This window comes from Paraburkholderia sp. JHI2823, assembly GCF_038900695.1.
In the GTDB taxonomy this organism is placed as follows: domain Bacteria; phylum Pseudomonadota; class Gammaproteobacteria; order Burkholderiales; family Burkholderiaceae; genus Paraburkholderia; species Paraburkholderia mimosarum.
Genome location: NZ_JAYMRY010000036.1, coordinates 52,321 through 76,664 on the forward strand (window position 1 = coordinate 52,321; position 24,344 = coordinate 76,664).

Sequence of the window (24,344 nt, forward strand, 5' to 3'; positions counted from 1 at the left end):
CCGTGGGTAGGCGTTCGTGCTAGATGGGGTGCGGTGGCGGCGCTGCAAGGGCCGGGCGGCGCGTGGGCATCGGGCCCAGATTGACCGCACGCCGGGCATCGGCCATTCGCGACCGAAATCGCCCCGTGCGGCGAATGGCAATGAGCGGAAATCCGGCTAGAGGATTCGTTACAATAGCGAGTTCCGTGGCCGGCGCGTGTGGCCCAACCGATCTCCCTTCACTTTTGCCGAACGATCATGTCCCTCTTTTCCGCTGTCGAACTCGCCCCTCGCGACCCGATTCTGGGTCTGAACGAAGCCTATAACGCCGATGCACGCGCGACCAAGGTGAACCTCGGCGTGGGCGTGTACACCAACGAAGAAGGCAAGATTCCGCTGCTGCGCGCCGTGCGCGAGGCAGAAAAGGCCCGCGTGGAAGCCGGTCTGCCGCGCGGCTATCTGCCGATCGAAGGTCTCGCCGCCTACGACGCCGCCGTCCAGAAGCTGCTGCTCGGCGACGACTCGCCGCTGATCGCCGCCGGCCGTGTGGTCACGGCCCAGGCGCTGGGCGGCACGGGCGCGCTCAAGATCGGCGCTGATTTCCTGAAGCGCGTGAATCCGAACGCCAAGGTCGCGATCAGCGACCCCAGCTGGGAAAATCACCGCGCGCTCTTCGAAAGCGCGGGCTTCGAAGTGCTCGCCTACCCGTACTACGACGCGCAGACCAACGGCGTGAACTTCGAAGGCATGCTGAGCGCGCTGAACGGCTACGCCGCCGGCACCATCATCGTGCTGCACGCGTGCTGCCACAACCCGACCGGCGTCGACCTCACGATCGACCAGTGGAAGCAGGTCATCGAGGTCGTCAAGGCGCGTAATCTCGTGCCGTTCCTCGACATCGCTTATCAGGGCTTCGGCGACGGCATCGCGGAAGACGGCGAAGTCGTGCGCCTCTTCGCGGCTTCGGAGCTCAACGTATTCGTTTCGTCGTCGTTCTCGAAGTCGTTCTCGCTCTACGGCGAGCGCGTTGGCGCGCTGTCGATCCTCACGAGCAGCAAGGAAGAGTCGGCACGCGTGCTCTCGCAGCTCAAGCGCGTGATCCGCACGAACTACTCGAACCCGCCGACCCACGGCGGCTCGGTCGTCGCAGCGGTGCTCGGCTCGGCCGACCTGCGCGCCATGTGGGAAACGGAACTCGGCGAAATGCGCAATCGCATCCGCGCCATGCGCACGGGCCTCGTCGAGCGCCTCGCGGCCGCCGGCGTGGACCGCGACTTCAACTTCATCAACGTGCAGCGCGGCATGTTCTCCTACTCGGGCCTGACGGCGGCGCAGGTCGACCGCCTGCGTGAAGAGTTCGGCATTTACGCCGTGAGCACGGGCCGTATCTGCGTGGCCGCGCTGAACACGCGCAACCTCGACGTGGTCGCGAACGCGATTGCGGCCGTGCTGAAGTAAGCCTTTCGCGTACGCGAGGCGCACCGCTTCGACGCGGGGCGCCGAAGCAGCGGCGATTAAAAAAGGCGTACGTTCGCAAGAACGGACGCCTTTTGCTTTGGCGCGGGCCTCGAGCGATGCTGCTCAGCCGAGGTGACCGCGCATGTCGCGGTGGATATCGTGCGTGACGAAGCCCGCATCGTTATCGGGCTTGTCGAGCCAGCCCGGCTGGGCGAGCGACGCGCGGATGTCCTGCAAGCCGCTTGCCCAGTGTTCCCGCATCGTCGAGATGCCGAACTGAAAGTCCTTGAAGTGCCCCTCGTATTCCTTCTGCCGGTAGATGAGGTGGATCACGTTGTACTTGCGCGTACACGAGAGTTCATCGGCGAGCGCGACCCACGGATCATTGCGATGCTCGGGCGCGACGCGGTCCAGCACCTCGCGCAGCACGTGGCGAAACCGCTGCGAGCGCTGCAGCATGTCGGTGACGAGGCGCGTGCGGCTCGAATACTGGATATCCTTCACGCGCCCCTGCACGTCGACGATGCTGTCGGGCACCGGCCCGCGCGCGCTCCAGAGATCGACCTGGAACGCGAGCGTGTCGCGCCGCGGCGTGGTCTGGATGACCTCATAGAGCGGCGTGTTCGACATCAGGCCGCCGTCCCAGTAGTACTCGCCTTCGATCTCCACGGCCGCGAAACCCGGCGGCAGCGCACCCGAGGCGATGAAATGCTCGGGACGCAACGTGGTGGTCGTATTGTCGAAATAGACGAAGTTGCCGCTGCCCACGTTGACCGCGCCCACGGACACGCGCGTTTCCCCCGAGTTGATGCGCTCGAAGTCGCATAGGCGCTCGAGCGTCGCCTTGAGCGGCTTCGTGTCGTAGTAGCTGGCCGTCGTTGGCGAACCCGAGGCATTGGGCAGTGGCGGCGGAAAGCGAGGCACGAAAAACCCCTTCTGTCCTTCGACGATCGCGCCCGCCGCCTGCATGGCCGTGAAGGTCTTGCGCAAGGCGGCGTTCGAGTTGAAGAGCGCATGCTCGACGAACGGCGGCAACGGGGGGCTGAAGGCAGGCTGGCAAATCGTCTCCCAGAACTCGCGCAGCCGCGCCACGCGATGCTCGGGCGCATTGCCCGCGATGATCGCGGTATTGAGCGCGCCGATCGAAATGCCCGCAATCCAGTTGGGCGCGATGCCGGCCTCGACGAGCCCTTCATACACGCCCGCCTGATAGGCGCCGAGCGCGCCGCCGCCCTGCAGGGTGAGTGCGACGGTCTCCCACTGCTCGGCTTCGCCGCCGCATTGCGAGACGCGCGGCCGCGGCTTCTCAGCAAAATGCGCGCCGACATGCGCGCCCGTATGCGCGCCGGTTTCCTCGCCCACGGCGCTCGACTGGAGCTGCCCCTTCTTGCGTTGCGCCATTGCTGCGTCTCCTCCGCTCGATGCCGGCGTTATTGCATGAACCAGCCGTGGCTCACGATGAAGGACTGGCCCGTGAACGCGGCGCTCGGGAAAGCCGAGAGGAACAGCACGGTTTGCGCGACGTCCTCGACCGTCGTGAAAATACCGTCCACCGTGCCGCCGAGCATGACCCGCTTGACCACCTCTTCCTCGGAGATGCCGAGCTCCTTCGCCTGCTCGGGAATCTGTTTTTCCACAAGCGGTGTACGCACAAAGCCGGGACACACCACGTGCGAGCGCACATTGTGCTTGCCGCCTTCCTTCGCGAGCACGCGCGCGAGGCCGAGCAATGCGTGCTTGGCTGCGACGTACGCCGACTTGAGCGGGGAAGCTTCATGCGAGTGCACCGAGCCCATGTAGATCACGACGCCGCCGCGGTCGTCCTTGTACATGTGCTTGAGCACCGCCTTGGTGGTGAGGAAGGCGCCGTCCACGTGGATGGCCTGCATCTTCTTCCAGTCGGAGAACGCGTAGTTCTCGATCGGATTCACGATCTGGATGCCCGCGTTCGAGATGAGGATGTCCACCGGGCCCAGTTCGGCGGCCACGCGGTCGATGCCCTGATTCACGGCGTCTTCGCTGGTGACGTCCATGGCCACGCCCATGGCTTTGCCGCCAGTGCCCTTGATCTCTTCGGCCACGGCGTCCGCGCCGCTCTGGTTCAGGTCGGCGATAGCGACTGCGGCGCCCGCCTGCGCGAGCGTCAGCGCGATCTGTTTGCCGATGCCGCTGGCCGCGCCAGTCACGACGGCGACCTTGCCATCGAGTTTCATGTTCAGAGAGAGAGACGACATCGGACACCTCCAGGTGAGTGAACGGAACAGGATGAAACTCGGCACGCGCGCCGTCAAACCTGACGAATGGCCTATGCCATCCGGCCGGATGTTGCGTCGCGGCCAATGAGGCTATTGTGCATGAAGCTCGTTACACGAAGCATCGATCTGGACAAGCGCCGGATTGCGAGATGCGCAATAGCGTGTTGCGAGCATCGCGGCATCGTCGCGGCCGTGACTTGCGCCTTCCGGGCTGTAAGCGCCAACGGCAAAGTCGTGCTAGCTTTACCGACTCTAGAGGAGACGTTCATGAACTATCGGCGACTGGGCCGTTCAGGCCTGCAGGTTAGCGAACTGTCCATTGGCTCGTGGGTCACCTACGGCAATCAGGTCGACGCGAAGCTCGCGCGCGAATCGCTCGCGGCGGCGCGCGACGCAGGCGTCAACTTCTTCGACAACGCAGAGGCCTATGCGGGCGGCAAGTCGGAAGAGCTCATGGGCCTCGCGCTGAAAGAACTCGCGTGGCCGCGCGTGAGCTATGTGGTCTCGACCAAGTTCTTCTGGGGCTTGAACGAAGCGCCCAACCAGTACCACACGCTCAACCGCAAGTACCTGATGAACGCCATCGACGGCTCGCTCAAGCGGCTGCAGCTCGATTACGTCGATCTCGTCTTCTGCCACCGCCCGGACCCGCACACACCGGTCGAGGAAACCGTGTGGGCGATGAGCGACATGATCTCACGCGGCAAGGCGCTCTACTGGGGTACCTCGGAGTGGAGCGCCGACGAGATCCGCGCCGCGTGGGACATCGCGGAGCGCCATCATCTGCACAAGCCGGTCATGGAGCAGCCGCAATACAACCTGTTCCATCGCACACGCGTGGAAGACGAATACCGGCGGCTCTACGAGGACATCGGTCTCGGCCTCACGACCTGGAGCCCGCTCGCCTCGGGACTCCTGACCGGCAAATACCGCAGCGGCGTGCCCTCGGGCAGCCGCGCCGAGCTGCAGGGCTACGACTGGCTGCGCAAGAACGTCACGGATCCTGACAAGAACGAGATCGTGGGCAGGCTCGCCGACTTTGCGAAGCAGCTCGACTGCTCGGTGGGGCAATTGGCCCTCGCGTGGGTGCTGAAGAATCCGCATGTGAGCACGGTCATCACCGGCGCTTCGCGCGTGGAGCAAATCGGCGAAAACATGAAGGCGCGCGACGTGGCAGAAAAGATCACGCCGGACATCAAGGCGCAGATCGAGGCGATCGTCGGCGACGCTTACGACTGACGGTCCCATTGCGCCCGGGGCCGGGCCGATGCCCTGGCGTCGCCGGCCGCGGTGATGAACTGCGGTGACGGACTGCGGTGACGCAATGGGGTGTCATACCGGGATAGCGGCACGGCGGTGGCGTACAATACGCGGCCTCGCTGCGTGAGCCGCTGTTTCGAAGGCTGCGCGGCGCCTGTGCCGTCTTCCCGCTTTTCACCGGACCTCGTGTCCCGTCCATCATGCTGAGCTACCGCCACGCCTTCCACGCCGGCAATCATGCCGATGTCCTGAAACACGCCGTCGTCGTGCAGCTGCTGCATTACCTCGGCAAGAAGGACAAGGCGTACTGGTACATCGACACCCACGCAGGCGCCGGCGCCTATGCGCTGCGTGAAGGCTACGCCACGAAGAACGCCGAGTTCGACACGGGCATCGGCAAACTGTGGGGCCGCAGCGATCTGCCGCAGGTGCTCGCGGATTATGTCGACGAAGTGGCCGCGCTGAACCCCGACGGCGAACTGCGCTTCTACCCCGGCTCGCCATATCTCGCGTGGCGGCTCTTGCGCGAGCAGGACCGCATGCGGCTATTCGAATTGCACAGCACGGAAATCGACGTCCTGCGCCACCGCTTCCATGACGCCGGCCGCCGTGTGATGATCTACGCCGGCGACGGCTTCGACGGCATCAAGGCGCTGCTGCCCCCGCCGCCGCGCCGGGCGCTCGTGCTGATCGACCCGTCCTTCGAGGACAAGCGCGATTATTCGCGCACGCTCACGTGCCTGGAGGAGAGCCTCGAGCGTTTCGCGAACGGCACCTATGCGGTCTGGTATCCGCAGGTCACGCGCCCCGAGTCGCAGCGCTTCCCGGAGCAGCTCAAGCGCGTGCAGGACAAGAACTGGCTGCATCTCACGCTCTCGGTGAGCAACCCGCCCACGGACGGCTTCGGCCTTTACGGCAGCGGGATGTTCATCCTGAATCCGCCCTACACGCTCGAAGCGTCGATGAAAGAGACGCTGCCCTGGCTCGTCAAGACGCTCGGCCAGGACGCCGGCGCGCAGTTCAAGATCGAGTCGCGCGGCGACTGAGGGGCGCCCCTGCGGCCCCAAGCAAGGCGCTACTGCGCAGCCGGTACCGGCTGCGGAAGCGGCTGCACCGGGCCATGCGGAGGACGCGGCGGGCGCGGCGGCGGATTGGGCCGGCCGCCGCCTCCGGCACCGGACTGCACTTCCACGTACGGCGCGACGATATACGGCTGCGACGAATCGGGGGCGAGGCCGGCCGGCTGCACCGCCTGGACCATCGGCTCACGCGAGAGCGGCGCGTTCTGCAGCACCATGCCCGGTTGGCCGTCGCTAATGCCCATTTGCGTGTCCAGCACGAGCGGCTGCCCCGCATGGGCGCTTGCGCTCGCGCACGCAATGAAGACGGCGAGCAGCCCTGCCCGCGTCAAAGAAAAACGACATGACGCGTGGTGAGACGGCAAAAGCGTTCGATGGGAAATGCGGTCTTGCATCATGAGCGGCCCCGGTAGAAAGCGACACCATTGCTATGACGGCTCGTCGCAAAAAAGACTTTACCTTACCCCGGTGGGAAGGCTCAGACTCTGTTCCATCGACGGCGCAGAAATGACAAAGCCCCGCCAACGCGGGGCTTGAGACAGTGCCGCTCGCAACCGGTCTGAAACCCGGTCGAGGCCGGCCTTACAGCGAGTTGTAGCCGTTCGACTCGATCGAACGGATGCGCTGTTCGAGCTGCACGATATCCGACGACGACGCGAGATACGCTTCGCGGCGGCGACGTTCGGCGGTTTCAAACCAGGTGCCCAGCTTTTCGAGAAAGTACGCAAACATGATGGTGTGCTCCAAGGATTCGGTTCGGCGATCCCCGGTGATTTGCATCAGGGATAACCCTAACTAGGGATAACCCGCATTATAACCGTTGCACCAAACTTTGCTAGTGAATTGCCCGAATGCTGTGCATTCCATTTTGGAATGACGACGACCACCGAATCTGCAACATCATGTTTTATCGACAAGTTTTATCGACGATTTCCGGGCTATCGCCCGAAAGCAGCACCGATCGCACCAAATCAGTGCATGAGATCGACTGGGCTGCGTCAATTTGCCCGGCACCGTTGCAGCGGCGCTTAGTGCTTGTGACCGGGCTCCTGGCAGTTCAGCGGGGCCGCGTCGGCGAGCCCTTCGATAATCGGGCAGTCCGGCCGGTCGTCGCCGTGGCAGTGCGAAGCCAGATGGGCGAGCGTGTCGCGCATCTGGGAGAGTTCGGCGATGCGCTGGTCCAGTTCGGCCACATGATCGAGCGCGATCGACTTGACCTCGGCGCTCGCCCGCGAGCGGTCTTGCCAGAGCGCCAGCAGGCGCCGGATGTCGTCGACGAGAAAGCCGAGCCGACGCGCCTGGCGGATGAAGCGCAGCGAATGCACTTCCTCCCTGCCATAGACGCGGTAGCCGGACGCCGTGCGCGCTTTGGGCGCCAGCAATCCGACACTTTCGTAGTAGCGAATCATTTTCGCCGTGACGCCCGATTCGCGTGCCGCTTCGCCGATGTTCACGCCAGTTCTCCCGCTGTCAGGTGCGTTGGTGAGCAATGATTCGATCGTACACCTTCCCATGATGGGAAGGTCCAGCGACACGAAGCCCCGCTGGCATAATCCGGCTGCGGCCTCATATGCAGCAAGTCACCCGTCTCACTCTCAGAAAAAGGAAGACACGATGATCGAGTTCAACGTCGAAGGCATGAGCTGCCAGCACTGCGTCGGCGCCGTCACGCGCGCGATTCACGAACATGACGCGCAGGCAAAGGTCGAGATCGATCTGGCCGCCGGCCGCGTCAAGGTCGAGTCGAACCAGAGTGCCGAAGTCCTGAAATCCGCAATCGACGAAGCTGGCTATACCGTAGTCGGCACAGCCGGCGCTTGACAGGCCCCGCCATGTTCAGGGTTGCCGTGATCGGCGCATCGGGCCTGCTCGGGCGCGCCGTCGTCCGCGAACTCGCAGCCGTTACCGACTGGCAGGTGGTGCCGACTGCGTTCCGCCACGGCGGCCCGCAAGAGGCCGTGCTCGATGTGCGCGACGCGCACGCCGTCAATGCGTTCGTCGAGCGCGAGGCGCCCGATGCGATCGTACTGGCCGCCGCCGAGCGCCGCCCCGATGTCTGCGAGCATGATCCGGCCGCGGCCCGCGCCCTCAACGTCGATGCGGTGCGCAGCATCGCCACGGCGGCGCGGAAGCGTGGCGCGTGGGTGCTCTCGATCTCGACCGATTACGTTTTCGACGGCACCGAGCCCCCGTACGACATCGACGACACGCCGAATCCGCTCAACGCCTACGGCCAGAGCAAGCTCGAAGGCGAGCGCGCGCTGCTCGAAACCAGCGACAACGCCCTCGTGCTGCGCCTGCCGTTGCTGTACGGGCCGATCGTCGGCTGGCACGAGTCGGCGGTGACGAGCCTCGTGCCCGCCATCGTCGCCTCGGCGCAGCCCGGTGCGCCCGCCGCGCCGATGGACGCATGGGCGACGCGCTACCCGACCTTCACGCCCGACGTGGCGTTCCTCATCCGCGAGCTGCTGCTGCGCTTCGCGGACGGCGCGCCCGTGTGCGGGGTCGCGCAATGGTCCGGCGACGAGCCGATGACGAAGTACGACATCGCCCAACGGCTCGCGCAGGCGCTTGGCGTTCAGGCGCGGCTCCTCGCGCAGCCCACGCCCACGGACTCGACGCCCCGCCCGCGCGACTGCCACCTCGACTCGAGCCGTCTCGAAGCGCTGGGCATGGGCCGCCGCACGCCGTTCGACGCAGCGATCCGCGCGGTGCTCGACGCTTTCACCATCAGCGGCGAGCGGCGCTAAGCGGCGCCGCACGGCGACGCACGCGGCCGTTGCCGCTCGCCCTCCGGCAAACATTCAGTGGAAATTCCGGCTTTCCGTCGCGAGCCGTCCGAGCAGCCGGCTGTGATCCTCCAGCCGGTGCGCCACGAGGTGCACCACCTCGCCTTCACGCTGCACCACGCCCGCCACCGCCAGCAGCGAAGACCCTAGCAGTTCCTTGCGCTGCGATTCGACGAGCGCCGCGTGCACGATCACGTTGACGCTGCCGGTCTCGTCCTCGAGCGAGACGAAGATCGTGCCGTTCGCCGTGCCCGGCCGCTGCCGCACCGTCACGATTCCGCACACGCGCGCGAGCATGCCGTGCCGGCAGTGCGCCAGTTGCTCCGCCGTGCGAAAGCGCTGCTTCGCGAGGCCGTGGCGCAGCAGCTCGAGCGGATGGCGATTGAGCGTGAGCCGCAGGCTCGCGTAATCGGCGACGATTTCGGCGCCCTCGGAAGCACGCGGCAACGCGAGCGGCGCCTCGGCAACGGGCGCGTCGCGCAGCAGCGCGGGCACCGCGTGCTGCGCCGTCACGGCCCACCACGCCTCGCGCCGGTGGCCCGCTATGCTCGCGAGCGCATTTGCCGCCGCCAGCGCCTCCAGCTCGCGCCGCGTGAGCGCGGCGCGGCGCGCGAGGTCGTCGACGTCGGTGAACGGCGCATGCTCGCGCGCTTGCATCACGCGCCGCGCGGCATCTTCGGAAAAGCCCTTGATGAGGCTGAAGCCGAGACGCACGGCCGGGCCGCCGTGACCGGAGAGCCCGTAGCGCCGCGGCGCGAGCGCAATGCGCATGCGCACGACGCGCTTGAGGCCATCCATGAACCTGTGCCGCCGGCCGCCGCGCTTGAGCATGCCCCTTCGCGTCAGCGCAGCGGCGTCGAGCAGCGCACGATAATGCCCCGCTTCGGCCCGGCGTGCACGAACCGTCTCGCCATCGAAACGCTGCCCCGGTGCGCCGCGGCTCTCCAGCACCGACTCCCAGTCGCTCAGCGCGATATCGGGCGCGCGCACCTGCACGCCGTGGCGCTTCGCATCCTGCACGAGCTGCGAAGGCGAATAGAAACCGAGCGGCTGACTGTTCAGCAGTCCTGCCAGAAATGCCGCGGGCTCGTAGCGCTTGAGCCACGAACTCGTGTAGACGAGCAGCGCAAAGCTCGCCGCATGGCTCTCTGGAAAACCGTAGTCGCCGAAACCCTCGATCTGCTTGCAGATGCGCTCGGCGAATTCCGGCGTGTAGCCTTTTCCGAGCATGCGCTTCGTGAGATCGGCCTGATACGGACGCAGATCGCCATCGCGCCGCCACGCCGCCATCGCGCGGCGCAGCTTGTCGGCTTCCTCGCCGGTGTAGTCGGCGGCGACCATCGCGAGATGCATTACCTGCTCCTGGAAGATCGGCACGCCGAGCGTGCGTTCGAGCACCGGACGCAGCTCCTCCTTCGCGTACTCCACCACCTCGTCCCCGCGCCGCCGCTTCAGATACGGATGCACCATGTCGCCCTGGATCGGCCCGGGCCGCACGATCGCCACCTGGATCACGAGGTCGTAGTAGGTACGCGGCTTCAGCCGCGGCAACATGCTCTGCTGCGCGCGCGACTCGATCTGGAACACGCCGACGGTGTCGGCCTTCGAACACATGCGATAGACCGCCGGGTCCTCGACCGGAATGTCCTGCACGCGCATCTCCGGCAGGCCGCGCCGCAGCGCTACGAATTCGAGCGAACGCCGGATCGCCGAGAGCATGCCGAGCGCGAGCACGTCCACTTTCAGAAGCCGCAGCGCGTCGATATCGTCCTTGTCCCACTCGATCACGTAGCGGTCCTTCATCGCCGCGTTTTCGATCGGCACGAGCCGCGAGAGCTTGTCGCGCGCGATCACGAAACCGCCGACGTGCTGCGAGAGGTGGCGCGGAAAACCGCGCAGCTCGCGCGTGAGCCGGATGAGCTGCTGCGTGACGTGCGAGTCCGGCGAGAAGCCCGCCTCCTCCAGATGGCGCGCGATCGAGTCGGGACCGTCCCACCACTGATGCGCGCCCGAGAGCTTTTCGACGAGCGCGTTATCGAGACCTAGCGCCTTCCCAACGTCGCGCAGCGCGCTGCGCGAACGATAGGTGATGAGCGTCGCGGCCAGCGCGGCGCGGCGCGTGCCGTACTTGCGGTAGATGTACTGGATGACTTCCTCGCGGCGCTGATGCTCGAAGTCGACATCGATGTCGGGCGGCTCGTTGCGCGCGCGGGACAGAAAGCGCGCCACGAGCATGTTCATGCGTACCGGGTCGATCTCCGTGATCTTCAGGCAGTAGCACACCACCGAGTTCGCCGCCGAGCCGCGCCCCTGGCACAGGATCTTTTGCTCGCGAGCGTAGCGGACGATGTCGTGCACGGTCAGGAAGTACTTCTCGTACTTCAGCTCGGCGATCAGCCGCAGTTCCTCTTCGATCTGCTTGAGGCGCTTTTCGGTCATGCCATCGGGCCAGCGCTCGGCCGCGCCCTGCATCACGAGCTTTTCGAGCCACGAAGCGGGCGTCTCGCCGGGCGGCACCAGTTCCTCGGGATATTCGTAGGCCAGCTCGCCGAGCGAGAACGTGCAGCGGCGCGCGACTTCGAGCGTCGCGTCGAGCGCCTCGCGCGGATAGATCGCGCCAAGCCGTACGCGCGAGCGCAAGTGACGCTCCGCATTCGCCTCCAGCGCGCGCCCGCACGAAGCGAGCGGCTTACCGATGCGGATCGCGCTCAGCGTGTCCTGCAAGGGCTTGCGCGAGCGCGCGTGCATCAGCACCCCGCCCGCCGCGACGAGCGGCAGGCCGCTTTCCTGCGAGACGTGACGCAGCACTTCGATCTGCGTGTCGTCGCCGCCCGTTTGCCACAGCTCGAGCGCGAGCCAGGCGCGCTCGGCCGCGAAGCCCGCGAGCCAGTGCGCGGCCCGCATGGTTTGCGCGAGCGTGGCCGCGCGCTGCGGCACCAGCAGCAGCACGCAGTCGCGCAAATGCTTCAGATGCTCGAAGCCCGGCCCGGGCTCGGTGAAATCGGCGGGATGCACGCGGTAGCTGCCCTTCGCCGCACGCGAGCGCGCGAGCGTGATCAGCTCGCAAAGATTGCCGTAGCCCTCGCGGTTCATGGCGAGCGCGACGAGCGTGCAGAACGGTGCGCCATGTTCGTCGACGAGACCCAGCTCGCTGCCGATCAGCAACTGCAACGACGGCTCGAACGGGCCCAGGGCCGCGGCCGCAGCATTGCCGCCGAGCGCGCGGGCCTCGCGCACGGCTTCGTCATGGGCTTTTTTGCGCGCCTCGTCGTACTCGTTGAGCGCGCTGTATGCGCGCACGACGCCCGCGAACGAGCATTCGTCGGTGATCGCGAGCGAGCGGTAGCCATGGCGGATCGCCTGCTCCACCAGCTCACCCGGGCGCGACGCGCCGCGCAGGAAAGTGAAGTTGGTGAGGCAGTGCAGTTCCGCGTAGTCAGGCAACTGCGCAGGCAACTGCGGAGGCAACTGTGCAGGTAACTGAGAAGGCGACGGCGCGCCCGTCCCGCTGGTCGACATGATTCCTGAAACCCAAAAAACGACGAATAAGTGCTAGCCGAAAAGCCCTTGCAGATACCACTGGCCGCCAATGCGCTCGCGATACAGCCAGAACATGCGGCCCTGGTCGTCGGCGGCGACGTAGTAGTCGCGCCCGACGCCCTCGCCGTCCCACCAGCCGGACTCGATGCGCTCGGTGCGCGTGAGCGTCTTCAACGGCCGTCGATAAACCGGCCTGTCGCCGCGCGTCGCGAGCTTGAGCGGCTTTTCGAGCAGCCATGCCGGGCGCGGCTGCGCCGGCAGCGGCACTTCGGGAAGGTCGAAGGCGCTCTGCACGGGCGCGCTTTCCTTTTCCATATCGGGTCCGTTGCGCCCCTTGCGCGGCTTGCGCGAGCGCTTCGCGCCGCTCTCGCGGTAAGGCCGCGCCGACATCGCCAGCTCCGGCCGGTGATCGTCCTCGACGAAAAGCTGCAGCACGTTCTGCTCGCCGAGCCGCGCGCCGATGCGCTCGAAAAGCTGGCCAAGCGACGCCTCGGCGGCCTCGGCCATCGGAAAGAGCGTGTCGGTGGGCGCCGCGTATTCGCTCACCTGCGAGGCGACGAGCGCGAGGCCGATCACGGGCGCCGCGAGTTCGGTCTGATTCAGGCGCTCGCGCAGCAGCCACAGCAGGTGCTCGGCGTCGCGCGAAGGCGCCGCCCAGGCGATCGTGAGACTGGAAGTGCGCGGCGCATGCCGCGAGGCCAGCTCGTGCGCGAGACGCAGTTCGAAAGCGCTCAGCGCGGCGTGCTGCGCGGCGAGCCAGCCGGCCAGCTGCATCACGAGGCGGCGCGCGGCAAAGAGCAGCGCCTCGGCGCTCTCCACGCGCGCGTGCAATTCGAGCGACGCGTGAAACGACGGCGGCGCGGCGAACCAGACGCGCGGATCGGGCGCCTCGCCGCGCGCCTGCGCAAGCCAGCCGAGCACGCCGTCGCCGAAGCGCCGCACGATGCCGTCGCGCGGCAGCCGCCGCAGATCGCCGAGCGTCGCGCAGCCGATCTGCGTGAGCGCGTGGTCGTGCTGCGCGGCGAACGGCGCGAGCGCGACCGGCAATGCATCGAGCACGCGTTCGAGCGTCGTTTCCTTGAGCACATGCCAGCGGCGCGACGAACGGGTGGCGCGCGCCTGTGCGAGCGTCCACCCGCCCCACGCCGTGGGCGCGCAGGCAATGCGTGCGATGTGTCCGCAGCCGGCCACCGTCGCCGCGACCCTGGCGAGCAGCGCGCGCACGCCGCCGAACAGACGCAGCCCCGAGCCGACTTCGAGCAACAGCGTGTGCGACTGCGCGAGCGCCACCTTGGGCGTATAGGCGAGCAACGCGAGCGCGAGCGCCTCGAAGGCGCGGGCCTCGCGCGCCGGATCGGGCTCGAGCAGCACGAGCCCCGGCGCGAGCGCCAGCGCATGCGAGCGCGTGTTGCCGGGCTGCACGCCGAGGCGCAGCGCGCCCTGATCGGGGATCAGGATGCGCGTGGGATCGGCAAGCGCGTAACAGCGCAGCGCAGCGCAGGCCTCGACGTCCTCAGACGGGGGTGACGGGTATGACGTTGACGGCACCGGCGGCGTCAGCGGCCTGACGGCCTCGAGCGGCAACAGCGGCAAGGTGACGGCGATCCACAGCATGATTGACCCCGGGCCACGGCATGACGACGGAAGCTGCGTCCGGCTGGGGCAGCACTGCGTCCTGCAGCGGCAATGTAATGACGAGTGGTTGGGCGGGCGGCGGCCCGCGGCGCTTGAAAATATCGACGGATAGCGCGGCGAGCTGCATCCATTGCCGCCGGTTCAGGTTCGCGTCGGCGGGCGCCGGCACCGGCGAGCAGGTCATGCGCAACGGCGCCGGCGACGACTGGTTGCGCGCGGCGAGCGGCCGCACGAGAAACGCGAGCGCCTGCGAATCCTGGGCGGCGACCTGCAGGCGGCGCACGGCATCGGCGCGCGCCTTCGTCTGCCAGAGCAGCACGGCGCCCATGCCTTCCTGCTTGAGCGCCTGCTCGGCCACCCAGGCGGCCTCCTCTTCGGCCGCGCGCACCCAGATCACGCGTTCGAGGGCGAGCCCCCAGGTCTTGAGCGCGCAGGCGTACGGACGCCACGGCGGCGCGACCAGCAGCACGTGCCTGCCAGCTTGCGCGGTGAGCGCGCGCAACGCCGGCGCGACGAGCCGCATCTCCCCCACGCCGCCCTGCTCGACGAGCAGTTCGGTCAAGCTGCCCGCGGGCCAGCCGGCGCCCGGGAGCTGAGCGTCGAGCGTGGCGTGGCCGCTCGGCACCGAACGCTCGCTCGCGTGGGCAAGCTGATCGCCTTGCCACACGCGGCTTTGCAGCCGGGGAGGCAAGTGTGCGGCGAGCTGCGCGGCGAGTTGCGCGGTGATGGGCTGCGCAGGGATCTGGACTGCTGCCATGATTCTGGGCCTGATCGATGGGAATACCTCACCCTGCCCGGCTGGAAATGGGGCATGGGTGGGAAGGAGGTCGGCTTGCCTCCACCTGTATATTTATACAGTATTTTGAGAGATTGGAGGAGACGGGAAAGCGGGGAAGGCAGCGGGTTGACAGCTTGCCGGCGCCGCAAACAGCGGAAAAAGAAAAAGGACTTACGGCATGACACCGTAAGTCCTTGATTCTGTGGTCGGAGCGATAGGATTCGAACCTACGACCCTCTGATCCCAAATCAGATGCGCTACCAGGCTGCGCTACGCTCCGACGAATCAGAGATTGTATCGGTAGTGGGCCAGCGCCGTCAAATCGCCGCACGCAAAAAAAGAACCTCATCCGCGCTTGCCGCCTCGCAGCGAGGCGCGCACCATGACAACCAACCCCTTACGCGCAACCTTGCAGCCAAAAGGAGACGCCATGCATCTCATCCTCTGGCGCCACGCCGAAGCCGAAGACAGTGCCGCCACCGACCTCGCCCGCCAGCTCACCACACGCGGGCGCAAGCAGGCGCAGAACGTGGCGCGCTGGCTGCGCGCGCGCCTGCCCGAGGACACGCTGATTCTCGCGAGCCCCGCCGCGCGCACCATCCAAACCGCCGAGGCGCTCACCGACCAGTATCGCGTGGCCCGTGAACTCGCGCCCGATGCGAGCGTCGAGGCGGTACTGAGCGCCGTCGGGTGGCCCGATGGGCTGGCCTCGACGGTCGTCGTGGTCGGCCATCAGCCTACCCTCGGCGAAGTCGCGGCGCGGCTGCTCTCTGGCGGCGCCGACTCGCGCAGCTGGGCCGTCAAGAAAGCCGGCGTACTCTGGCTGGCCAGCCGCGAACGCAACGGCGACGACCAGGCCGTCCTGCACGCCGCCATCACCCCTGATCTCGTATAAGTCCTCCAGCCTGCCCATTGGGCCGCCCCGTGCGCGGCCCAGACAGCGCTCCACCTGAACCCGCCGCATTCCCACCCCCGCCGCCGCAAGCCGCGTCGTCCGTCTGCCGTGCGCGACGTCATCGAATCGTCACTGCTTTTTCATGGAAACGTAACCGCGTATTACTACATTGCCGGGAAAGTTCTCTTACTTCCGAAGGACGCCCCATGCGAGATCTGCCGACGCCCACCCTGCCGTTCGCCTCGACGCTATTCGAGTCGAATCGGCGCCTGCCGCGCGCCGAAGAAACGGTCACCGCGCAGCATCGGCTGCAGGTGGCCTGGGCTCGCAGCGACGAGGAACTGCGCGAGGCCCAGCGTCTGCGCTACCGCGTGTTCGCCGAGGAAATGGGCGCACACCTGACCGGTCCGGCCGGCCTCGATGTCGACGCGTTCGACGCCTACTGCGACCACCTGCTCGTACGCGACCTCGACACGCTCAAGGTCGTCGGCACGTATCGCGTGCTGCCGCCGCATCAAGCGGCGCGCATCGGCCGTCTCTACGCCGAAAGCGAGTTCGACGTCTCGCGCCTCGCGCATCTGCGCCCGAAGATGGTCGAAGTGGGCCGCTCGTGCGTGCACCCCGACTACCGCAGCGGCTCGGTCATCATGTCCCTGTGGGGCGGCCTTGGCGGCTACATGACGCACAACGGCTACGAGACGATGCTCGGCTGCGCGAGCGTCGCGATGGCCGACGGCGGCCACTACGCGGCGAACCTGTACTGCGCGCTCGGCGCCAACGCGTTGACGGCGCCCGAATACCGCGCGTTCCCGCACACGCCGCTGCCCGTCGAGGAACTGCGCACCGGCACGCCTGCCGTGCCGCCGCCTCTCATCAAGGGCTACCTGCGCCTTGGCGCGAAGATCTGCGGCGCGCCCGCCTGGGACCCCGACTTCAACTGCGCCGACTTCCTCACGCTCTTCCGCCTCTCGGAGATCAACGAGCGTTACGCGCGCCACTTCCTCGGCGAAGCTGTGGGGCGTTAAAGCCGCATCCGCCGCACATCGGAAAAGGCGAGGCGCTCGTTGCGGCGCCGCCTGTTCCGGCGGATCAGAGTTTGCGGTGCAGTTCCGGGAGCGAAAGCGCTGTCTCGAACAGCCGCGTGAGACTGCGGCTCGCGTAGCTGGCGACGTCGGACGGAACGGTCCAGCGCCAGGCGTCCATTTCGGGAATCATCACGCCGTCCTCCCGGCGCGGAAAGAGCGACACGCAAACGCAGCGCGACAGGTCGAGTTCGTCGGGCGCCGCGCGCGCCGCAAAGAGATGCAGATCCTTGTCGCGCCGGTAAGCAAAGCGCCCGAGATCGACGAGCCGCGACGCTGCGAGCACGATGCCGGTTTCCTCGGCCATTTCCCGGCGCGCGCTTTGTGATTCTGTCTCGCCGGGTTCGCCCTGCCCTTTGGGAATGTCCCAGTGATTCGTGCCCGTTGCGTGCGCAAGCAGCACGCGGCCGTGAGGATCTAGCAGCACGATGCCGCACGAAACGACCTTGGCGTTCACCGCGCGCTCAGTGCTGCTTCTGGAACTTCCACGCGCCTTCCCCCACGCGGCAGAAATGTGGACGCAGCGTCATCGACTGCCCCTTCGCATTGATGACAACTTCCGTGTCGCGGCAAGTCTTGTCGCCTTCCTTTCGCGTGTTCGACGGCGTGATGGTCGAGTCGACGCGCACGCTGTTGCGCGAGCCTTCATTGGTCCAGGTCGTGCTCTCGCCATCTGCCTTGTGCTCGACGGCGTCGCGCACGGCATTCTGGAGCGAGCTGTAGTCCGCCTGGTTCATGAACGACATCGGCGTGTTGTTTAGAAAGCCGAGATTGGCGGCATGCGCGCTGCTCGTGCCGATCGTGACAAGGAGCGCCGCGCTCAGGGTACTCAGGGTGTGCAGGGCTCGGGGCAACGTGGCCATTGGATGTTCTCCTCGATGGGCAATCGGTATTCGGTATCGGCGAAAAGCATAACACGCACCCTTTTTTCACCTGCCATGCGAGGCCGTGTGCAAGCCGCTGGCCGCCCTCGATCGGTCCTTTTCAGATGTGCCCGATGGTGACGGCTCGGCCATCAAGCAATGCACCTCCGGCTGCCGGCAGTCGGTGAACGCAGTGAGGCAATTACGTCCTTGATTTCGGCATTGCTGAACACCGGTTCATCGCCCTACTGCGATCGAACGGTGGAAAGTGAAAAGCCCGGCGAGAAAGGCCGGGCTTTATGTTCATTTGATCTGGCGCGACAGGAGGGGCTCGAACCCCCGACCCTCGGCTTAGAAGGCCGATGCTCTATCCAGCTGAGCTACTGTCGCGTGGTCGCGTGCGAGGCCCCGAACGGCCCCACGAAGACGGGGCTGGATTATACCGCGATAGTCTCACGCGGTCGCGCGGGTGGTCGCGTTTCCGAGGGTCACGGGTGCCGCAATCAAACCGGCTGCTGATGTAACGCGAACCAGCCAAGGAAGATCGCGCCCGCGATCAGGCAATAGACGCCGAACGATGCCAGGCGCCCACGCCCCTCGAAATAGCGCATCAGGAACTTCACGCTCAGCCAGGCCGCGATCCCGGTGAGCACGCCCCCGACGAGCGCCGTCACCAGTTGGTCTCGCGCATGAAAGAGCTTGGGCAGTTCGAGCACGCCAGCCGCGAAGATAATCGGCGTGCCGAGCAGGAATGAGAACTCCGCGGCCTTTTCGGCAGTAAGGCCCGCCGCATTGCCCGCAATCATCGTGAGGCCGCTGCGCGAAAAGCCGGGAATGAGCGCGCCGATCTGCGCAAGGCCGACGAAAAATGCCTGGCGAAACGTGAGCTTCTCCGGCGGACGATGGGCGCGCGCGCGCTGAAGACGATCGCCGAACCACAGCAGCACGCCGTTGACCATCAGTGCCGCCGCGACGATGCGCAGATCGTGAAAGATCGCTTCGATGCGCTTTTCCAACACGAGGCCAACAATGCCCGTCGGAATGGTGCCAACGATGAGGGCCCACATCATGTGTCCTTCATCGTTCTTGCGCCCGGCCAGCGAGCCGAAGAAGCCGCCGATCAGCGCGACCCAACGCTCGCGGAAATACCAGAGCAGCGCGACGGCAGTCCCCAGGTGCAAAGCAACGAGGAACGGAAGGAGTTGCGGCGCATGCTTGTCGATGTGCATGCCGAAAACGGCCGGCACAAGCAGCGTATGACCGAGACTGCTCACGGGAAAGAGTTCCGTGACGCCTTGCAACACGCTAAGGAAGAGTAGAAACCAGAGACTCACGCGCGGATCCTCGTAATATTGACGTAAGGTGCCGGACCATGCGGAGCCGGTGCGGCGGAGCGCACCGATTATGCCTGGGCCGAATTACAGCGCCAAGCCTGGTGACGTATTTGTCGGAGAAGTTACCGCGCCGCAACAAAATTGGCCGCGAATGCACGGGTTCTTGACACCACGTGTGAGGTGGAAATTGCGAAGAAGACTCAGGGGACCGATAGGCCGCGCTCAACGCGCCATCTTGTAGAAAAAATACGCGCTGCTGCCCACAAAGAGGCTGAACAGAGCCATGCTCATTGCTATTGCGAGGTCCATGCAGGTCTCCTGCGAAAATGGTCTGTGCGCCAACGCACGGTCATGCGGATTATCCCGACTCACATCGTTCGACAAAAGTCACGCTTTCCCGACGCGGGTTTTCACGCATGCGAAAGCGGCGCAAAATCCGCCTGCCCGGCGCAAGTGCGCCGATACCTTCTCCCACCACCCCAGGCTCGCCCATGAACGTCAACCCGCAGCAGGACATCATCTCCCTTTCGCGCGGCACCTCGACGCTGCGCTTCGCGCCGTCGGCCGGCGGACGATTGCTCTCGTGGGATATGGAAGGCCAGCCTGTCATCGTTTGGCCGGACAACGCAAATTGGGCAGAGCCGGCACGCGTGCGCGGCGGGAACCCGCTGCTGTTCCCGTTTCTTGGCCGCCATCGCGTAGACGGTCAAATCGGCCGTTGGCGCGACGCACAGGGTGTCATCCGCGATCTGCCGATGCACGGCTTCGCGCGCGACCTGCCCTTCACGGCGCAAGTCGACGACGATGGGCATGGTCTGCGAATGACACTCGTCGACTCCGACGCCACACGCACGGGTTACCCGTTCGCCTTTCGCTTTGAAGCGCTCTATCGTCTGGCGGACGCTCAGACGCTCGACGTAAGCCTGAGCGTGACCAACACCGGCTCACAGCCTTTTCCCTGGTACGCGGGGCATCATTTCTATTTCGCGTTGCCGCACGCCCAGCGCGCGCAAACGACGCTCGATCTGCCCTCCGCACAGCGCCGCCATCAGCTCGCGGACGGCTCGATCAGCGCGCCCGAGCCAGGTGAGAAGCAGTACCGGCTCGACGATCCTCGCATCATCGACCGTTTCCATGTTCTGGAGCCCACGCCGCCCGCTTCGTCCGTACGCCTTGTTGCGCCGGGGCTAGGCAGACGGGTGACCATCGATCTGAACCGACCCGGCTCGCTTGCCTGGTACGCGGTGACGACATGGACGGAAGCCGAAAACTCCGACTTCTACTGCATCGAACCCTGGCTCGGGCTACCCGATGCGATTCATAATGGACTCGGGCTGCGCTGGCTGGACCCGGGCCATACGGAGACGGCAGTGCTGCGCATCGGTGTCGAAGCGCTCGACGGCTAATCTCACTTTTGTCACATGCGGTGCCGACGGGCGTAGCTGTGAGGCCGCTTTCGTCAGTCATTCGTCAGGCGAAAAGCCAGCTTTGCCGGCAAACCCGCTAAAATCGGTCGTTTTGCCAGGGCGACGAAGCTCAGTCAGTCGCGAGGCAACGTCATGCGAGGTTCAATGTTGGCACCAGGAATCAGACGGATTGCATGTGCGGCGCTCATTGCGTTGCTGAGCGCGTGTGGATCGGCCCCGGTCGGGCCTGGCTATTACCGCGTGGAACGCGGCGACACCGTTTACAAGATCGCCCGTAGCAATCGCCAGTCTGTGCAGAACATCGTGCGCTGGAACAATCTGTCGAACCCCGATGCCATCGAAGTCGGCCAGGTGCTGCGCGTGGAGCCGCCCGCCGGCACGACGACCGCACGCACCAGCGCCGCGCCGCGTGCAGGCGCGAGCGCTCCGCGGGAAACGGCGGACGCAGCCGACTCGTCGTCCGCGCCATCGGCCGCAGCCAGCCCGTCGATCTCGCTTGTCTGGCCGACCAGCGGGCAGGTCGTACGCAACTTCGACGGCCGCGACTCGAAGGGTATCGACATCGTCAACGCGGCCGGCACGCCGGTCGTCGCGGCAGCGCCGGGCACGGTGGTCTACGCCGGCAGCGGTCTACGTGGTTACGGGAACTTGCTGATCATCAAGCACAACGGAGACTACCTGACGGCCTATGCGCACAATCAGGCATTGTTCGTGAAGGAAGGTCAGAGCGTGACGCAAGGTCAGAAGATCGCCGAAATGGGAAGCACTGACAACGATCGCGTGATGCTGCATTTCGAGTTGCGCTATCAAGGGCGCTCGATCGATCCGACACGCGAACTGCCGGCACGCTGACCGAGACTGTTGCCACCCGATCGATAGGCAAAAAAAAGCCCGGCATGGCGCCGGGCTAACGGGGGTTTGGCGCATATCGGTAAAGGACCGGTTTACCATGCGCCGAATCGCAATCTATCAATCGGTTTCCTGCGGCGCAATCACTTAATTAGACCGAGAATGTGTTGCGGCGCACGGATTATGTGTCGCACCACTTTTCGGCGATGAATACGTACGTTCGATCTAGGGTCGTTGCGCATAAAAGCGTTCGCAGCAAGGGCACGCCGCGACTAGGCAAAAAACGACGGAAAGCCTTGCCGGTAGGTGTTCTCAGGCCGACGACGATTGGCTACCGAGATGTTTCGCAATGCCGGATCATCGCTTTAACCCGCTGCAATTTTCTCATTTTGTTGAGCCGCGCGCTTTAGTGGGGAAGCGCACGAAGCAGCGCATTTTATCGACTCGGATGTACAAAAATTGAAACCATTTCGCAGCACGCTTAAGATCAGATGTTTGACCGGTTTAATCTACCTTATTGTCTGAATTTCGGCGGCTCGAACCTGGCTATCGATCATTAATGTGATTAATGCCGCCGAAAACGCGCTCGTCAACCGCCCTGTCGGCAGGCGGGCTATCGTTTATAGTAACGGGCGCACCGCATCACCTCTTCACCATGACTATAGAAGACGCCAACCCCAGCTCGCTGTACGCCAAACTGTTCGGCGAAACCGCCAAGATAGACTGGCAGGATCTCGAACGTTTTTTCGCCCAAGGCAAGCTGCTCAGCGTGGCGAGCGACCTCGACCTCGTCAGTGTGGCCGAGGCCATCGCTAACGACGACAGCACCGTCGTCACGCAATGGCTGTCGTCGGGCCTCGTCGTACGCATGCAAGCAGAAACGGCGGCCGATTACGCTGCGCGCAAGCCTGAACTATGGGCCGTGGTCGTTTCGCCGTGGGTGTGCGTGCAGGAGCGCGTTTGAGCGACGCGCAGGCCCTGCCCGACCAGCGCGGCTGGCATCGGCGCGTGCTGACGCTCGCGTTTCCCATTGTTCTCGCCAATCTCACGCAGCCCATACTCGGCGCCGTCGATACCGCCGTGGCCGGTCACCTTGGCAGCGCAGCCGACCTGGGCGGCGTCGCGCTAGGCGGACTGTTCTTCAATTTCGTGTTCTGGGGCTTCGGCTTCCTGCGCATGGGAACGACTGGACTCGTCGCACAGGCCCATGGCGCGCGCGAGTTCGCTGCGCTGCGCGCGAACGTCGTGCGCGCACTGCTGCTGGCGTTCGCGATCGGCATTGTGATCCTGCTGATCCAGTCGCCCGTGATTCGATACACGCTCGCGGCTATTGGGGGCAGTGTCGAGGTGCAGCATAACGCCACGATCTACTGTCTGGCGCGTATTGGATCTGCGCCCTTCGCGCTGGCGAATTACGTCGTACTCGGTTATCTACTGGGCACGCAACGCGTGCGCATAGCGCTGGCTTCGCAGATTTTTATCAATCTCGTGAATGTCGCTGCAGTGCTTGGCTATGTATATGGCCTGGGTTGGGGCATCGCAGGCATCGGGGCGGCGACGGCGACTGCGGATGCGCTTGGCTTTGTGTTCGGCGCCTGTGTGCTCTGGAGGCTACGTCCTCGCGGGCTTGCCCCGCTAGCGCTGCGCACCGTACTCGAGCCCGCGGCGGTGAAGCGGCTCGTCGTACTCAATCGGGATATTTTTCTGCGTACGCTCTGCCTGCTGGGGTCGTTCGGGTGGTTCGCCCACCTGGGCGCGGCGCAAGGCGACGCCATTCTTGCCGCCAACGCTCTGCTTCTCAACTTCCAAACCTTCATGGCGTACGGCCTCGACGGGTTCGCTCATGCAGCCGAAGCGCTGGTCGGCGCGGCAATTGGTGCGGGCAACCGAACCGCGTTTCGCGAGGCGGTCAAGGTCAATCTGTTCTGGTCGGCGCTCGGGGCGTTCGGCTTTTCCGTCGTCTATTGGGTCTGTGGCCCATGGATTATCGGTCAGCTAACCGACCAACCGGCGGTACGTACCGCCGCTCTCACATTCTTGCCGTGGGCCGCGCTGTCGCCGCTGATTTCCGTCTGGGGATTTCTGCTGGACGGCGTGTTCATCGGGGCGACACGCACTCGAGAACTCATGCACGCAATGGTGGTATCGCTGGCAGTGTTTCTTGGCGCATCGTGGGCGCTGGTCGGGCCGCTCGGCAACCACGGGCTGTGGATCGCCCTCCTCGTGTTCATGGCGGCGCGCGGGCTGACGCTCTCACCGTTGGTGCCGCGCATCAGCGGTGCGATTGAACCTCGCCCCCTGCACGGTTGGGCTGAGTAGCTTGCGCCCGCTGGGCGCTCACTGAGCGGGCGGCGTGTTTTCGATCATCATCGGCGGACGGTCGTCGGTCGGTACCCCGTGGTAGTCGGGCGGATCCTGCGGCGGGGTGCCGTGGTGGTGCGTCGTCGAGTTGTCAGCACACGCCGAAAGCAAAGCGCCCATCATGAGGGCCAGATAAATACGGGACATCAGATCAAATCCTTTCTGAGTGGTGGTCCATTCTCCACTCCATAACTCGATACAGCGTGGCGCAGCGCGCAAACCGCTATTTTTTCCGCTGCGACACTGTTCTAAGATACGGACATGGCTGCAATCGACAGGAGGCTGCCATGGACGCCGAAACTATTGCGGGTCTGATCGGTCTTGCCGTAGGGCTGCTCGTGCTGCTTGGGCTATCGATTTTTGAATCGCGCGCCTACAGGAAGGAGCACGACGGCGAAGGCATGATGCATCACTGGCTGGCCGAGCACCATGTGCTCGACCGGGTTCGCCGCAGGCACTGAACGCTGCGGCGCAGGCGCGGTGCTGGCCTGACTCTCTCCCGCTGCCAGTTGAGCCTGGTTGCGCGGCGCTTTGTTGCCGCATCCGGGACATTAAGTCTTGCGCGCCTTCATTTTCCACATCGCATAAACGCCAAAACCCCGGCGCTCATTGAGAGACACCGGGGTTGGACGGTACGGCATGAGGAGCCTGACGATTACCTACTTTCACACGGGCAATCCGCACTATCATCGGCGTGGAGTCGTTTCACGGTCCTGTTCGGGATGGGAAGGGGTGGGACCGACTCGCTATGGTCATCAGG

Annotated in this window: 24 protein-coding genes, 2 tRNA genes and 1 rRNA gene; 12 read left to right on the top strand and 15 right to left on the bottom strand. The window is 65.3% G+C overall.

Translation table 11 applies throughout. The features are described from left to right. Window positions 1-237: 237 nt before the first annotated feature. Window positions 238-1,437 (top strand): amino acid aminotransferase, encoded by a 1,200-nt coding sequence (locus VSR34_RS29200; RefSeq protein WP_342964207.1) that lies wholly within the window; start codon window positions 238-240, stop codon window positions 1,435-1,437. A gap of 123 nt (window positions 1,438-1,560) precedes the next feature. On the opposite strand, the gene VSR34_RS29205 is transcribed toward VSR34_RS29200, so the two are convergent. After that, the gene (locus tag VSR34_RS29205; protein ID WP_342964208.1) at window positions 1,561-2,838 is read right to left on the bottom strand and encodes a patatin-like phospholipase family protein; all 1,278 of its coding nucleotides are present in this window, start codon (window positions 2,836-2,838) and stop codon (window positions 1,561-1,563) included. Window positions 2,839-2,867: 29 nt separating this feature from the next. Beyond that, complete coding sequence (locus VSR34_RS29210; RefSeq protein ID WP_342964209.1) at window positions 2,868-3,671, bottom strand: 3-hydroxybutyrate dehydrogenase; 804 nt, start codon at window positions 3,669-3,671, stop codon at window positions 2,868-2,870. 288 nt (window positions 3,672-3,959) lie between these two features. Between VSR34_RS29210 and VSR34_RS29215 the strand changes: the two genes are divergently transcribed. Further along, window positions 3,960-4,931 carry an aldo/keto reductase gene (locus tag VSR34_RS29215; protein ID WP_342964210.1) on the top strand — a complete coding sequence of 324 codons (972 nt, stop codon included), beginning with the start codon at window positions 3,960-3,962 and terminating at the stop codon, window positions 4,929-4,931. 221 nt (window positions 4,932-5,152) lie between these two features. Further along, window positions 5,153-5,998: a 23S rRNA (adenine(2030)-N(6))-methyltransferase RlmJ gene (rlmJ, locus tag VSR34_RS29220; RefSeq protein WP_028213567.1), complete on the top strand. Its 846-nt coding sequence runs from the start codon at window positions 5,153-5,155 to the stop codon at window positions 5,996-5,998. Window positions 5,999-6,027: 29 nt separating this feature from the next. Here the strand turns inward: rlmJ and VSR34_RS29225 are convergent, their stop codons facing one another. The 3 genes from VSR34_RS29225 to cueR form a co-directional block, all read right to left on the bottom strand. Beyond that, the gene (locus VSR34_RS29225) at window positions 6,028-6,276 is read right to left on the bottom strand and encodes a hypothetical protein (RefSeq protein ID WP_342964211.1); all 249 of its coding nucleotides are present in this window, start codon (window positions 6,274-6,276) and stop codon (window positions 6,028-6,030) included. Between the two features lie 337 nt (window positions 6,277-6,613). Further along, window positions 6,614-6,763 (bottom strand): DUF3563 family protein, encoded by a 150-nt coding sequence (locus tag VSR34_RS29230; RefSeq protein ID WP_081716139.1) that lies wholly within the window; start codon window positions 6,761-6,763, stop codon window positions 6,614-6,616. Window positions 6,764-7,059: 296 nt separating this feature from the next. Further along, a complete protein-coding gene (gene cueR, locus VSR34_RS29235; protein WP_028213566.1) occupies window positions 7,060-7,485 on the bottom strand; it encodes a Cu(I)-responsive transcriptional regulator in 426 nt (141 codons plus the stop codon). Window positions 7,486-7,645: 160 nt separating this feature from the next. Between cueR and VSR34_RS29240 the strand changes: the two genes are divergently transcribed. Next, window positions 7,646-7,852 carry a heavy-metal-associated domain-containing protein gene (locus VSR34_RS29240; RefSeq protein WP_342964212.1) on the top strand — a complete coding sequence of 69 codons (207 nt, stop codon included), beginning with the start codon at window positions 7,646-7,648 and terminating at the stop codon, window positions 7,850-7,852. An 11-nt stretch (window positions 7,853-7,863) separates the two neighbouring features. Further along, the gene (locus tag VSR34_RS29245) at window positions 7,864-8,781 is read left to right on the top strand and encodes an SDR family oxidoreductase (RefSeq protein WP_342964213.1); all 918 of its coding nucleotides are present in this window, start codon (window positions 7,864-7,866) and stop codon (window positions 8,779-8,781) included. A gap of 54 nt (window positions 8,782-8,835) precedes the next feature. Here VSR34_RS29245 and VSR34_RS29250 read toward each other — a convergent pair whose 3' ends face one another. The 4 genes from VSR34_RS29250 to VSR34_RS29265 all read right to left on the bottom strand — a co-directional run bounded on the left by VSR34_RS29250 (window position 8,836) and on the right by VSR34_RS29265 (window position 15,053). Continuing rightward, a complete protein-coding gene (locus VSR34_RS29250; RefSeq protein WP_342964214.1) occupies window positions 8,836-12,339 on the bottom strand; it encodes an error-prone DNA polymerase in 3,504 nt (1,167 codons plus the stop codon). A 33-nt stretch (window positions 12,340-12,372) separates the two neighbouring features. Then, window positions 12,373-13,974 carry a DNA polymerase Y family protein gene (locus tag VSR34_RS29255; protein WP_342964215.1) on the bottom strand — a complete coding sequence of 534 codons (1,602 nt, stop codon included), beginning with the start codon at window positions 13,972-13,974 and terminating at the stop codon, window positions 12,373-12,375. After that, window positions 13,874-14,752, bottom strand: a complete 879-nt coding sequence (imuA, locus tag VSR34_RS29260) for a translesion DNA synthesis-associated protein ImuA (protein ID WP_342964216.1) — start codon at window positions 14,750-14,752, stop codon at window positions 13,874-13,876. Before imuA ends, VSR34_RS29255 begins: the two co-directional genes overlap by 101 nt. Before the next feature lie 224 nt (window positions 14,753-14,976). After that, a tRNA-Pro gene (locus tag VSR34_RS29265) sits at window positions 14,977-15,053 on the bottom strand. Between the two features lie 150 nt (window positions 15,054-15,203). Between VSR34_RS29265 and sixA the strand changes: the two genes are divergently transcribed. Further along, window positions 15,204-15,668, top strand: a complete 465-nt coding sequence (gene sixA, locus VSR34_RS29270) for a phosphohistidine phosphatase SixA (protein WP_028213560.1) — start codon at window positions 15,204-15,206, stop codon at window positions 15,666-15,668. Between the two features lie 206 nt (window positions 15,669-15,874). After that, window positions 15,875-16,693: a GNAT family N-acyltransferase gene (locus VSR34_RS29275; RefSeq protein WP_028213559.1), complete on the top strand. Its 819-nt coding sequence runs from the start codon at window positions 15,875-15,877 to the stop codon at window positions 16,691-16,693. Window positions 16,694-16,757: 64 nt separating this feature from the next. On the opposite strand, the gene VSR34_RS29280 is transcribed toward VSR34_RS29275, so the two are convergent. The 4 genes from VSR34_RS29280 to VSR34_RS29295 form a co-directional block, all read right to left on the bottom strand. Continuing rightward, on the bottom strand, window positions 16,758-17,207 hold the full coding sequence (locus VSR34_RS29280; RefSeq protein WP_028213558.1) for an NUDIX hydrolase: 450 nt from the start codon (window positions 17,205-17,207) through the stop codon (window positions 16,758-16,760). Window positions 17,208-17,214: 7 nt separating this feature from the next. Next, on the bottom strand, window positions 17,215-17,613 hold the full coding sequence (locus VSR34_RS29285; protein ID WP_028213557.1) for an RT0821/Lpp0805 family surface protein: 399 nt from the start codon (window positions 17,611-17,613) through the stop codon (window positions 17,215-17,217). A 313-nt stretch (window positions 17,614-17,926) separates the two neighbouring features. Continuing rightward, window positions 17,927-18,003: transfer RNA gene (locus VSR34_RS29290), tRNA-Arg, on the bottom strand. A 113-nt stretch (window positions 18,004-18,116) separates the two neighbouring features. Further along, on the bottom strand, window positions 18,117-18,947 hold the full coding sequence (locus VSR34_RS29295; RefSeq protein WP_028213556.1) for an undecaprenyl-diphosphate phosphatase: 831 nt from the start codon (window positions 18,945-18,947) through the stop codon (window positions 18,117-18,119). Between the two features lie 491 nt (window positions 18,948-19,438). Here VSR34_RS29295 and VSR34_RS29300 point away from each other — a divergent pair, with 491 nt between their 5' ends. The 4 genes from VSR34_RS29300 to VSR34_RS29315 all read left to right on the top strand — a co-directional run bounded on the left by VSR34_RS29300 (window position 19,439) and on the right by VSR34_RS29315 (window position 23,542). Continuing rightward, window positions 19,439-20,353 (top strand): aldose epimerase, encoded by a 915-nt coding sequence (locus VSR34_RS29300; RefSeq protein ID WP_342964217.1) that lies wholly within the window; start codon window positions 19,439-19,441, stop codon window positions 20,351-20,353. Between the two features lie 165 nt (window positions 20,354-20,518). Further along, complete coding sequence (locus VSR34_RS29305; RefSeq protein WP_028213554.1) at window positions 20,519-21,226, top strand: peptidoglycan DD-metalloendopeptidase family protein; 708 nt, start codon at window positions 20,519-20,521, stop codon at window positions 21,224-21,226. A 652-nt stretch (window positions 21,227-21,878) separates the two neighbouring features. Next, window positions 21,879-22,187 (top strand): DUF2288 domain-containing protein, encoded by a 309-nt coding sequence (locus VSR34_RS29310; RefSeq protein WP_028213553.1) that lies wholly within the window; start codon window positions 21,879-21,881, stop codon window positions 22,185-22,187. Beyond that, the gene (locus tag VSR34_RS29315) at window positions 22,139-23,542 is read left to right on the top strand and encodes an MATE family efflux transporter (RefSeq protein WP_342964218.1); all 1,404 of its coding nucleotides are present in this window, start codon (window positions 22,139-22,141) and stop codon (window positions 23,540-23,542) included. The genes VSR34_RS29310 and VSR34_RS29315 overlap by 49 nt, the downstream gene beginning before the upstream one ends. Window positions 23,543-23,560: 18 nt before the next feature. Here the strand turns inward: VSR34_RS29315 and VSR34_RS29320 are convergent, their stop codons facing one another. Continuing rightward, window positions 23,561-23,731, bottom strand: coding sequence for a hypothetical protein (locus VSR34_RS29320; RefSeq protein ID WP_342964219.1), 171 nt, complete (start codon window positions 23,729-23,731; stop codon window positions 23,561-23,563). A gap of 140 nt (window positions 23,732-23,871) precedes the next feature. On the opposite strand from VSR34_RS29320, the gene VSR34_RS29325 reads away from it, so the two are divergent. Beyond that, window positions 23,872-24,045 (top strand): hypothetical protein, encoded by a 174-nt coding sequence (locus VSR34_RS29325; RefSeq protein WP_165822956.1) that lies wholly within the window; start codon window positions 23,872-23,874, stop codon window positions 24,043-24,045. A gap of 185 nt (window positions 24,046-24,230) precedes the next feature. Here VSR34_RS29325 and rrf read toward each other — a convergent pair. Next, a 5S ribosomal RNA gene (rrf, locus tag VSR34_RS29330) occupies window positions 24,231-24,344 on the bottom strand.